A 12,545-nucleotide genomic window follows, 5' to 3' on the forward strand; every position below is an offset into this window, starting at 1 on the left:
AGTTTATTTATTTTTAAACTGATTACGAGTTATTTTTAAATATCTGTCTTTTAAGAATAAACGTTAGGTGAGCGTGATGAAATTGGGAACAAACTCATTTGCATAAACTGTGGAACTGTTTTCGAACCAAACCCATGGTTATTTAAATGTCCGAAATGTGACAGTCTTCTCGAAGTGAAATATTCAGTAACAAATTTGTCGTGGGATGAATTAAGGAAACGCCCTCTTAGAGTATGGAGGTATAAAGAGCTTTTACCTCACGTAAAAAATCCTATATCTCTAGATGAGGGTGGTACTCCGCTCATTCATTCAAACATGTTCGACAATGTTTACATTAAGTTTGAAGGTACTAATCCAACTGGTAGTTTTAAGGATAGGGGCATGACTGTAGCAATAACAATAGCAAAAGAGGCAGGTGTTAAATCGGTTATTGTAGCATCAACAGGTAATACTGCTGCGTCTGCATCCGCATATGCGGCTAGAGCTGGTTTGCAGTGTTATGTATTTATTCCCCAAGGAGCTGTTGCGCAAGGAAAACTAGCGCAAGTTTCATTACATGGTGCTAAGATTATTGAGGTTCAAGGTAATTTCGACAAGGCATTAGAAATGGTTATTGATGTAGTTAGCAGTAAAACAATTTATCCACTAAACTCCTTTAACCCATGGAGGTTAGAAGGACAAAAAACAATAGCATTTGAGATATATGATCAATTGGGTTGTCCAGATTGGGTTGTAGTTCCTGTAGGAAACGCTGGTAATATCTCAGCTATATGGAAGGGCTTCAAAGAACTTAAAGAACTAGGATTGTGTAATAAATTACCGAAAATGGTTGGAGTTCAGGCTGAAGGTGCATCACCATTAGCCACAGCATGGATGAAAAAACTGGAAAGGGCACTCTTCATAGAAAACCCAGAAACTATCGCAACAGCAATAAGAATTGGTAAGCCTGTGAATTGGCCTAAAGCATGGAAGGCTGTAAAAGAATCTGATGGCCTTTTCATAACAGTAACGGACCACGAAATTACATCAGCGCAGAAACTGTTAGCAAGAAGGGATGGAATTGGGGCAGAACCTGCTGGAGCAGCTAGTATAGCTGGGTTAAAAAAACTTATTGAACAAAACATAATTAATAGGGAAGAGCTAACCGTGGCGATCGTGACTGCTCATGCCTTGAAAGATCCATCATCTACATTAAATGGGTTTAGTATAATGAAAGCTAACCAAGAGGAGCTATTGAATTTGATGAGAGGTGACTTTAATGAAGGTTAGAGCATACTGTAGTTCTGCTAATTTAGGGGCTGGTTTTGATGTTGCAGCAGTTGCATTAGATGCATTTTATGATGAAGTCGATGTTTCTGTGAAAACTGGAAATGGACGAATAACTACCGAATTTCATGGACCATATTCAGAAAATATCTCACTAGAAGATAATACTGCACTATTAAGTGCCCGACTTCTTTTAACTATGAGCAATGTTGGTGTTGATGTAGACATAAAAATTTGGAAAGGTATACCATTAGGACTTGGGTTAGGGGGGAGTGGAGCTACTGCAGTGGCAACTGTGAAAGCATTAAGTTTAGAATTAGGTTTAAAAATTGATGATATGAGAGTGGCGTCTATAGCTGGACTCTCAGAAAAGGTTGCTGCTGGATCACCACATTACGATAATGTCACGGCTAGTTTACTGGGTGGTCTTATAATAATTTATAACCTAAATCCATTAAAAGCATTAAGATTTTATCCTAAAGGATATTTTGTACTTGGTATACCACATGTAAAGACACCATCACATAAAACCGAGATAATGAGAATAATAGCTCCTAAAACTTTGTCATTAGAAGTATTACCACATAGCCTTAGTCGTATGGCTGCTTTCATAGCTGGACTCTACACTAACTCATTAGAGTTAATAGGACAAAGTATGACAGACAACATAATTGAACCTATAAGAGCATTAATGGTTCCAGCATATGAAAAGTTAAGGAAATACGTCAAAGAAGCCGGAGCGTTTGGGTTTACAATAAGTGGTGCTGGTCCAAGTGTTATAGCATTAACTGATGAAGAGCATTTAAAAAATGTGATGTCTGCAATGTCAAAGGCATACAGTGAAGAAAACATTAAAGCAGACGTAATATCTACAAAACCCGCACCACCCGCATCACAAGTTTGACATTATCCACGCTAAAGTTGGAATGTTCTTGCTTCTAAGATGCTCATCGATCTATAGTTCATTGCTCTTTTAGAATCTCAATTCATCACATGGTTAAAACTATATTTTCTTGCCAAATCTTCATGCAATTACTTACAACAAAAAACTTTAACATTGCTCTCCTCAGAGCTGACTGTGAAAGTTACTTGGACTGTTATCCTAGAAATGGTTATCAGATCTTAAGAATTCATCTAAACATCGGTTCATCTCCACTAAAACTGCAGATTTTTGATCATTGAAAGAGACTTTGCATGAGAGTTTCTGATTTTAGAGCAGAAATTATCAATGGATTCAATGTAATTTTTCTATAATAATCTCAGCTCCATTTAACTCTCGTGCATTGATGCACATGCATGATAATGCCCTTCTTCCCAGGGCAGGATCTTTGTCCTTCAGAGTGGGGAGAGTTCAGTTTATACATCAAGTGAGTTTTATTGCTAAAGAGGTCGTGCAATATAAATGTTATCCTTGTTACTAATTATGCGAACGCTCACTTTTTGTCCTTTTTCTAAATCTTCCGATATGACTGTAATTATTCTGTTCTTATTTTTAGGAACGCCAAGCCACTCATTTTTTAACCAGCCGGGAGCTATTATCTCTACGTTTACTGTAGAATTTTTTTCATAAAGTATTGGCAGAGTAGGTCTCTTTTCAAAACCAAAATCTCTAGGTTTAGGTATTAACGTCGTTTCATATTTCTTTTCTAACAAACGAAGCCAATTATAAAAATCATCCCATGAAACTTCCCTCATACCTCTTATTTTTCTACCGTATTTATGAATGAGATACTTTTGTATTGCGAAGGGTGGCCATTTCTTACCTACGCCTATTTTCATACCCCATTCAATAATTTTCATGATTTCATTATCATTTATGCCTGGTAACCACAAAGGTACTAGTGTTACGTCTATTGATGTTTCCTTCACAACATATTCCGTCATCTTCATTACATTTGTCACATCGTAAATGAGAGATCCTGCGAGGAATTTAGCTTGCTCCTGATTCGTTGTGTCTATGCTTAGATTTATACGATCTAGCCCTGCGCTAGCCAGTTTGTTAATAAGTTCTTTATTTAGAAATTGTCCATGAGTCTCAACAGCAATACTACTTATATGATTACTTGATCTTAATAGTGATATTAATTCAGGAAGTTTGGAATACGTAAATGGATCTCCAACGCCATCTATGAGTGCTTCCACATGTCCACCTTTAAATTTAGCAATTTCTATAACCCACTCCGCTAACCACTCTACATCATCTATTACATACTCAGTTTTTCTCCAATGCGTATAAGGGCCTGCGTCCACACTACAGAAAATACAATTAAGATTACATAAACTAGTAGGCCTAACTTGAAGTATATTAGTACCCCTATCAATCACTCCAAACGCTATATGTCCAACTAAGGGAATTGGCCTTGTTATCCTAACCACATTCGCATTATTTGTCATATTAATAATTCTACACAGAATCTATCTAAAAACTATTTAAAAAATTATCTATCCAATACATTTTATAATCAAAATTTTATTACGTAAATACTAATAGAAATTATAAAGTAAAAGTTATTACTACGTAATTTTGTACTACTAATGATATATAATGACTGATAGGACTAAAGCACTGTTTGAATCTGCAAAAAAATTCTTGCCCGGTGGTGTTACTTATGCTATAAGGTTTTTTGAACCACATCCGATTTATGTTGAGAGAGCAAAGGGTAGCAGGATTTGGGATGTAGATGGTAACGAATACATCGATTTTTGGATGTCTCATGGAGCTGTTGTGGTAGGCCATAATTACGAACCAATAATAAATGCAGTCAAAGAACAATTAGAATACGGAATACACCTGGGTTGGAGTAATGAATGGGAAATCAAATGGGCTAAGGCTGTATGTGAGTGGTTCGATGCAGATATGGTGAGACCGGCAAATAGTGGTACTGAGGCAAACATGTATGCAATTAGACTTGCTAGAGCATACACTAAAAGAACAAAAATCGGTAAGTTTGAGGGAGGATGGCATGGAGGTTATGATGCCCTTCATAAAGGAGTATCATATCCATACGATAAACCAGCATCGTTAGGATTAACAGAGGATGTAATAAAGGATACAATATTATTGCCGTTTAATGATCTTGATGGTGTTCAGAAAAGAATTGACAAACTAGAACTAGCAGCAATAATAGTTGAACCAGTTATGGGTGTAGCAGGCAATATACCAGCTGAAAAAGAATTCTTAAAAGGATTAAGAGAATTGTGTGATGAAAGAGGAATAATATTAATATTTGATGAGGTTATAACAGGTTTTCGATTTTACAAAGGTGCTCAACATTATTATAATGTTAAACCTGACATCATAACAACTGGTAAAGCGGTCGGTGGTCAATATTTTCCGGGTGCCGGTGCATTCTGCGGCAGAGCTGACATCATGGAACTCTTGGATCAAACTAAAATACCTCATTTCTGGGAGAGAGTTTTCCACGGAGGAACATACGTAGGAAATACGTTAACAATGAGAGCTGGATACACTCTTATAGAAGAGCTCAAAAGTAAGCATGATACAATTTATACTTACTTAAACAAGCTTGGAGACTTAATGAGAAAGGAATTGGAGAACATCTTTTCTAAGAAGGGTTTTGAAGCTTATATTACTGGTTTGGGATCTCTGGTTGGCATTCATTTTACAAAAGAGAAACCTATAAATGGTCTGACTGCAGAAAGAACAAAAGATAGCATTTTAGCTGAAAAGATGTTTCGTTATATGGTAAACAATAAGATACTTTATCAGTCACCAACGAAACCACACCTCTTTCTTTCTACCGCACACACAAAACAGGATATAGAAAAATTCTTAGCACTCACAGAAAATTTCATAAAAAATCAATGATTCTACTCTGTCTTTAATAACACCCGTCCAATGTTTTCTTTTTTTCTCATCATATCATGAACTCGTTGCACCTGTTCTAATGGGACTACATCATGAATTATGGGTTTGATTTTTCCTTCAGCAGTTAATTTGAGAGCCTGTAATAGATCTTTTTTTGTAGAACTAACGCTTCCTGAAATTGTCACACCTCTTAATATAAGTGGTCCTAAATTAAGATTAACTGGTTGTACATTCACGTTGCCCACAACAATAATACGACCACCCCAACGCACGCTTCTAAAACTTTGCTCAAATGTTGGTTGTCCCACTGGTTCGAGCACTAAATCCACACCCTCACCATTAGTTAATTTCTTAACATCATCACTGAAAGCCCCCTTCGAAACTATTATATCGTCAGCACCTGCAGACTTTATCTTATCAACCTTCCATTCTGAGGTTGTGACCGCTATTACTTTTGCACCTAAAGCTTTAGCCATCTGCACCGCATGAATGCCCACTCCACCACCTGCACCAGTAACCAACACTACTTCACCTTCTGTTAATCCACCCCTAACTTTTAACGCATGATACAACATTCCTGTCACGCATGCGCCAATTACGGCCCCCTCAATAGGCACATTTGGAGGCACTTTTACTAAACTATTCTCATGAACTTTCACGTATTCCGCATAAGACCCATTTAGATCCTCGCCATACGTTAATCTGTTACGACATAGATTTTCCATCCCCATCCTACAATACCTGCACGTTCCACATGGAATATAAATGAGAGACGCAACGTAATCACCCGGTTTAAAATTCTTGACTGCATCTCCAACCTTAACAACAGTGCCTGCTATCTCATGACCAGGAATTATAGGTGTTTTAACCCTCGGGAAAAAGCCATCTGCAGTAAGAATATCACGATAACATACACCAGTCACCTTCTGTTTTATAAGAACCTCATTAGGCTCAACTTTCTCTGGAACATCTATCTCTTTCACTTCAAGAGGCTTGCGAATTTCAGTTAAAAATACAGCTTTCAAGTCGCTCACCACTAATACTTCAATTTAACATCATATAAGCATTTATTACTCTTGCTAAATTTAATTCACACAAACACATTTGTCATAACTTTCATTAGTTATTTCTGGTACTAGTTGATGACGCAAGCTATTTTCACTCTTTTAAGTGATAATCTTCAGTCAATCACAGATTTGGCAACTAAAATCTAAGGTAAACATTTGCAATAACTATTAATTTGGCAGCTAGGTCATCAAATCATCGTTTTGCGTTCTTATTTTTGGCACAAATTTGGTAAGAAAGCTCACAGTTTTAACCGTAAATTGTCAATGAACCTAAATATAACAACAACTTATTTTGGACTGTAACATGGCTCGCCTTAATGGAGACGAAATTAACAGGGTGGTAATGTGATTCTTACTTCCAAAATAGAGACGAAATGAATTAGGAACTTGAGAAGACGCGAAGAGAAAGCATATATTTATAAGATCTAAGGATTTGGCTAAAAATTTAATGGGCCGGCCCGGATTTGAACCGGGGACCTCCCGCGTGTGAGGCGGACGTCCTAACCAGGCTAGACCACCGGCCCTTCTATAATTTAATCATTTTGAAGAATATAAACCATACTTAATTTATATCATGATGTGAACAGCAAAGTTTACTTTTTAGAATGATAGTTTCGGATTTCCTTAGCGCTTAAATATGAGCTTTCACCTGTCTAGTCTAGTGAACTGTGGTTAAGAGAGAAGAAGATTTTCTTAAGGTATTAAGTTAGGTTAGTAAGTTTTAGTGTAATAGGATTTTGAGGAATTATGGGGTGTTTTCTATTGTTTTTAGTATTAGGTAGATTATTCTGTTTTCATCGGTTTTTGTTTCGTTCTTTTCTCTGAGTATTATGTTTACTGGTATGTCTGGTTCTTCCCAGAAGCTCTGCCAGAGTGCTATTGTTTCATTATTGATTCCTCGTTGTTTTAGTATGTTTTCACTTACTTCTAGTATTATGAGCATTTTTCCGTTGTTTTCTTGTGCTGCTGTTAAAAGGTATCTGCGGAGTGAGTTGGTTGGTGCTGTTGAGTCTAGTATTACGTTGTAGCCTTTCATAAGTAAAATTGCTGCCATTTCTCTCATTATTTGGAATATTATGTTCTCATCTCTGCTTGGATATTTTTCGTTGAATATCACGTATCTTAAGTCATCGCTACTGATTCTTGCAAAGTCAGGCCTTTCGTTGCATAGATGTTTTGCTATTGTTGTTTTTCCTGAACCTGGGAGTCCGTTGAGCAGTATTAGCCAGTTTTTCATTTTCATCTCACCTTTGTGTGTTTTATTTCCTCAAAGCCTAACGCTATTGCTATTGCCCCGTAGAGTACTATATCTTCTCCTAACGGCGTTAACACGATTTCTGGTGGTCTATTTATTATGTATTTTTTTATGTTTTGTTTTATTGGGTTGAGGACTAGGTCTGGATTATTGAGTGTGATTGAGCCCCCCACTGTTATGAGTGATGGGTCGTAAACATTTATTATGTTAGCAAATCCTATTATGTTGTACTTATTTACTTCTTCTATAATTTCTAGTGCTAGTTTATCGTTTAATCTTGCGGCTTCATACACTGTTTTGGAATCTATTTTGTCTGTACTGTTTACTATTTTTAGGAGTATGCTTTCCTTTATTCGGTTTTTGTCTTTTCTTGAGAGTATGAGTTTGACTAATTTAGGTATTCCACTTCCTGAAGAATATGCTTCCCAATGTCCTTTTCCACCGCATCCACATGTAAGTTTTCCTTTGGGGTCGACAGTCATGTGTCCTACTTCGTGGGCGTTACCATCCTTGCCTATTAGTGGTTTTCCATCAACGTACACGCCAGCACCAATTCCTGTGCTAATTGTTATGTATATAAGATTTTCATGCATTTTACCAGCTCCAAATATACGCTCTCCTATTACGCCTGCCACACAATCATTAACTAGTATTACATTTGTGTTAAAACGATTCTTAAGATAACTGACTAAAGGTATTTTTTTGAAGGGTAAGTTGGCAGTCCTAGGAATAATGCCTTTATTAAAGTCTATTGGTCCTATTGAACCAATCCCTATTCCTAGGATTTCATTCAGTGATATGTTATTTTCTTGGATTGTTGCATCTATTATTGAGCCTATTAATTTAGGTATAGTCAAATTATCACCAAATTTTGGTGTGGATTCAATACTTTTTGATATAATACGCCCTTCATAGTTAGCTAATGCAACTCTTATTTTTGAGGCTCCGATATCAACGCCCACAGCATAAGGCAACTATTCACACCACAATTATCTCTAATAAATACTAAGAAATATTTATAATGCTTAAATGACAAAACAAACCTCCTTTAGACAAAATTCTTAGGTTTTACTTTATAACATTCACGGAATAAAACGACCTTATTTAACTTGAAAGTGAGTTTTGAGATCTTAAGGGATCATCTCTCAACATGTTGTGAAGACACCTTAGGATTTAGTTTCAAGTCCAAAAGTTCTTCCATGAGAAGTGCTACGAAGAACCAAGAAGCAAACCTTAATACGGTTAATTCAGATTGTTAGGGATAAAGCTGTTGATAATGTTAGAGAACTTTGAAGGGAAGAAAAGGGTGAGGAGCTGTTTTGATTTGTAAGGTTTATTAAGGTTTTTATAGAATTCTTTATACTGGTGTAGGATGTTTGGAGAAGCACTACTCAACTAGGGAAGTCTGCGAAATCCTTGGTGTAACCAATAGAACTCTTAGGAGGTGGAGAGTACCTGAGAGTGAGGTTAAGAGGCTTCTGGTAAACCATTGAGGAGTTCAAGGAGGCTAAGATACTTAGAGCAGTTGTGTATGCTCATGTGAGCGGGTCTAATCAGAGGAGGGAGCTTGAGAACCAGGTTGGAGCGTTAAAGAGTTACGTTGAGCAGAGGGGCTGGAGGCTAACAGCCGTGGTAACGGATGTTGCTAGCGGGTTAAACGATGATAGGAAGAGGCTGAGGAAGCTTGTCGAGATGGCTAAGAGACACGAGTTCGATGTCCTGGTCGTCGCTTATAGAAACAGGCTGACTAGGTTCGGTTTCTCCTATCTCCAAGAGCTGTTCAAGGCGTATGGTGTAGAGGTAGTCGTTGCTCTCCAAGAGGAGCCGAAAGACTACATGCAGGAGCTCATAGAAGACATGGTGGAGATAGTAGCGTCTTTCGCGGCGAGGATATACGGCAAGAGGAGCCACAAGTACGAGAAACTGGTGAAATGCGTTGAGGAGTCAGCTGAAACTGTTGAGAGAACAGTAGTACTGGTTTCACCAGAGCTCACCACTAGGAAGCTCGATATCCTTAGGTACGTCTACGAGGTGTACGGGGCGATTCTGAGGGAGGCACTAGACTACGTGTATTCTAAGAACGTTATATCATGGACAAAGGCGAAGAAGAAGCTGTATAGGTGCTTCAGAGAGAAGTATCCCGAGCTTCCATCACACTACATACACGAAGCCATCAGAGACGCATCAGCCAGGATTAAGTCCTTCCTGAAGCTCAAGAAGAATGGTATAACCTACACAGATAAACCCGAGGTTAGGAGGTGGAATGTTGGTTGCGACAACCAGATGTGGAAACTGACGCTTCAGGGAGTATCGGTAGCTACACACATGGTGTGGGTTAAAGTACCTCTAGTATTCCACAAACAGTTCTACAGGTACTACAACCGCGGCTGGTCTCTGAGGAGCTCTTGTAGGTGGAAGCTAGAAAATGGTAGACTTGCGTTACACGTGGTATTTTCGAAGAACATGGAAGCTGGGATGAGGTATGATAAGGTCATTGGTGTTGATGTTAACGAGAACAATGTGACCGTCTTCATTCTCCCTGACAACAGAGCTGTAACGCTAGTGACGAACCACAGCAGAGTGGTGCTTGGCTACGCTCATAGAAGGAGAGCTATGCAGTTAAAGCACGGAAACAACACCAGGTCTCTTAGAAAAGCTATGAGGAAGCTAAGGGAGAGGAGCGTCAAGAAAGACTTGAGGTGCAAGGTCGCCTCAATAGTGTCGAGGATAGCTGTTGAAGAGAACGCAGTAGTTGTGTTGGAGAAGCTCCCGAAGAGGTTTCAGGACAAGGTAGTTGAGAGAAACGGGTTGAAGTCCCTTGATGTTCACAGGCTCAAGCAGTATGCTATTAAAGGTGTCCAGAAGCAGATAATGGAGAAAGCACTAGAGAATGGCGTGAGAGTAGAGCTTGTAGACCCAAGGAACACCTCCAGGACATGCCCTGTCTGCGGCTCCAGCCTAGCTCCCGTGACGGGCGATGCCCAGAAGAGCGGCTGGAGACCGAGGTACATGAAATGCACAAACTGTGGACTAGTAGCGGATAGAGACGTAGTTGGAGCGTGGAGCATAGCTCTGAAACTACATGTGAGCCCCGTGCCGTTGGGCTCGAACGGCGCCCATGACTCCCGCATAGAGTGGTCCGTGACCACCGTGAACCACGGGGTCGAGGCACAACCCGTCCTAGAAAAACCTAGGACGGGAAACGGAAAGAAGTGTTTTAAGTTTCAAGAGGGGAGGTCAAATAAGGTATGTTATTGGAAGAATCCTCTTATGCCGAATATGTTACCCAATAATCCACCGAAGAGAAATGCTCCAAATGCTGTAGCCATGATCAATATCACGCTCTCAATGAATTCTCTGGCAAATTTTCTTTCGAACACTACTGCGCCATAGTATGTGAATCCTGCTGTTAATAAGATAGCGAGCAATGTAGATACTGTGAATGCTATTATCATGTTGTGTGTGACGAAGTATGGTGAGGCAAGTAATGAGACTGCTCCTATGTATGCGAGTCCTGTGGCTATTGCTGATATTATTGCAGATTTTTCTATGTCATGTTTTGCTTGCAGATAAGCTGCGGCAGCCATGGAGATTGCAGCTGCAAAACCTACTACTAATCCTGCGATCCCTGCTATTAATGTTGAGTCAGTTACACCTAAGAATCCTGCGTGAACACCGGAGATTTCGACTATGGCATCTGCAAGCCCTAAAACTATGAAGCTCATGTATTTTACTACACCTTCATTAATTTGGCCCATGAATGCTTTTTCGTGAGAGATCTCATCGTTTATTATTTCTTCAAATTCATTTTTATCATTAGCCGGTAGTTCTTCAGCGAACTTTTTATATTCATCAATAACTTTTTCCTCATGTCTTTCTAGGAATTTTAATGTAAACGTTAGTCCAAAGATTTTTCTCATTAAAATCATTAAGATGATATACCATGCTGTTTGTTCTTTATATTCGGGTGCATACTTTTTCCAAAATTTATAATGTTTGTACTCTTGTTCTGAGAGTTTTTCAAGTAATTTGCGTCTCTCTTCATTTTTTTCACGTTTTGATAGTTCTTTGTATACCAAATAATCTATGAATTCGTCTTTGCAGTATAACAATGGTTTATTTTTAGTAATGTCTTTCATTAAACTCACCTGTAATCAGCACTTTAGTGACATATAGTTTCAAATCCTTATTTATAAATTTTACTATTTGAACTTATTTTTTCATGATTTTAACTTAATTATTTACTATTTTACTTTTATTTTTTATGGCCTATAGCTATCATAACTTGTGTGATTTCCTCATTTTCGTTGAGTTCTAATAGGCTGTTTAGTTCATCATCATAATATGCTCCTATAGCGCACGCTCCGAGACCCATGGATGTTGCTGCTAAATATGCATTTTCCATTGCGGCCCCCGTATCTAACAATGAGTATCTGTAAGCTCTATCCCCGTATTTCCACAATGTTCTTAAATAGAACGTTGAGAGTATTAATATTACAGAGGCGTTATAAAGAAAGTCTTGATATAATGCCACATCAACTATAGTTTTACGTAAGTCATCTTTCTTTAAGACTTCTAACGTATGATCTTGTGGATTATAATGATACAAGCCCATGTCAATATTATTTACATAGTTTGCTATGATGTAAGTTTCAACCGGTTGAAGTGCTCCTGCTGAGGGGTACGCTCTTAACGGCCACTGATCTTCCCATGCAGTTATTCCAACTATTAGGTAGAGTAGTGTGGAGAGAGCGTCGAGTGATATTGGTTTTGGTTTGAAATCTCTAAATGATCTTCTTGTAGCAATAGTGATGCCAGTTAAGTTTGATGCTAACGATGGATTTGGCGGTGGTAATTTAATAACCTCTGCATTTCTATATCTCTTTATTAATTGTGGAAATGCGCCTCTATAAATCTTTCTTGGCGTCATGAAGATGCGGAATCTGCTATGCTTCGAATATTTATGATAGGTTATTCCTGGTTCTTCTTTCCATAACCTATTACCGGATTTTGCTAGCTCTATGAGAGTTAGGAGGTCTTTTGATTCCTTCTCATCTAATCTTTTTACGTACTCAATCAATTGTTCTTTATACATTGGCATCTCATATTATTAATATTTTATTGTTTA

General features: G+C 38.2%; 9 protein-coding genes, 1 tRNA gene and 2 pseudogenes. 5 read left to right on the forward strand and 7 right to left on the reverse strand.

The genetic code is table 11. From position 1 onward, the window contains the following. Positions 1-96 precede the first annotated feature (96 nt). On the forward strand, positions 97-1,269 hold the full coding sequence (thrC, locus tag QW128_05615; protein MEM3833057.1) for a threonine synthase: 1,173 nt from the start codon (positions 97-99) through the stop codon (positions 1,267-1,269). Beyond that, the gene (locus QW128_05620; GenBank protein MEM3833058.1) at positions 1,259-2,170 is read left to right on the forward strand and encodes a homoserine kinase; all 912 of its coding nucleotides are present in this window, start codon (positions 1,259-1,261) and stop codon (positions 2,168-2,170) included. Before thrC ends, QW128_05620 begins: the two co-directional genes overlap by 11 nt. Before the next feature lie 476 nt (positions 2,171-2,646). On the opposite strand, the gene QW128_05625 is transcribed toward QW128_05620, so the two are convergent. Next, complete coding sequence (locus QW128_05625; GenBank protein MEM3833059.1) at positions 2,647-3,660, reverse strand: radical SAM protein; 1,014 nt, start codon at positions 3,658-3,660, stop codon at positions 2,647-2,649. A 151-nt stretch (positions 3,661-3,811) separates the two neighbouring features. Between QW128_05625 and QW128_05630 the strand changes: the two genes are divergently transcribed. After that, a complete protein-coding gene (locus tag QW128_05630) occupies positions 3,812-5,095 on the forward strand; it encodes an aspartate aminotransferase family protein (protein MEM3833060.1) in 1,284 nt (427 codons plus the stop codon). A 2-nt stretch (positions 5,096-5,097) separates the two neighbouring features. On the opposite strand, the gene QW128_05635 is transcribed toward QW128_05630, so the two are convergent. The 4 genes from QW128_05635 to QW128_05650 form a co-directional block, all read right to left on the reverse strand. Then, the gene (locus QW128_05635; GenBank protein ID MEM3833061.1) at positions 5,098-6,129 is read right to left on the reverse strand and encodes an alcohol dehydrogenase catalytic domain-containing protein; all 1,032 of its coding nucleotides are present in this window, start codon (positions 6,127-6,129) and stop codon (positions 5,098-5,100) included. Between the two features lie 482 nt (positions 6,130-6,611). Next, positions 6,612-6,686, reverse strand: a tRNA-Val gene (locus QW128_05640). Positions 6,687-6,907: 221 nt separating this feature from the next. Next, the gene (locus tag QW128_05645) at positions 6,908-7,399 is read right to left on the reverse strand and encodes an ATP-binding protein (GenBank protein MEM3833062.1); all 492 of its coding nucleotides are present in this window, start codon (positions 7,397-7,399) and stop codon (positions 6,908-6,910) included. 2 nt (positions 7,400-7,401) lie between these two features. Continuing rightward, entirely contained in the window at positions 7,402-8,391 is a 990-nt protein-coding gene (locus QW128_05650; GenBank protein ID MEM3833063.1) for an ROK family protein, read from the reverse strand. Between the two features lie 402 nt (positions 8,392-8,793). Here QW128_05650 and QW128_05655 point away from each other — a divergent pair. Both QW128_05655 and QW128_05660 read left to right on the forward strand, forming a co-directional pair. Further along, positions 8,794-9,382, forward strand: a pseudogene (locus QW128_05655) (IS607 family transposase). Between the two features lie 45 nt (positions 9,383-9,427). Then, positions 9,428-10,480: pseudogene (locus QW128_05660) on the forward strand (transposase). A 188-nt stretch (positions 10,481-10,668) separates the two neighbouring features. On the opposite strand, the gene QW128_05665 reads toward QW128_05660, so the two are convergent. Next, positions 10,669-11,556, reverse strand: coding sequence for a VIT1/CCC1 family protein (locus tag QW128_05665; GenBank protein MEM3833064.1), 888 nt, complete (start codon positions 11,554-11,556; stop codon positions 10,669-10,671). A gap of 116 nt (positions 11,557-11,672) precedes the next feature. Next, on the reverse strand, positions 11,673-12,512 hold the full coding sequence (locus tag QW128_05670) for a SagB/ThcOx family dehydrogenase (protein MEM3833065.1): 840 nt from the start codon (positions 12,510-12,512) through the stop codon (positions 11,673-11,675). Positions 12,513-12,545: the final 33 nt, after the last annotated feature.

It is taken from the genome of Thermoprotei archaeon (assembly GCA_038881895.1).
Taxonomy (GTDB): domain Archaea; phylum Thermoproteota; class Thermoprotei; order Gearchaeales; family WAQG01; genus JAVZOV01.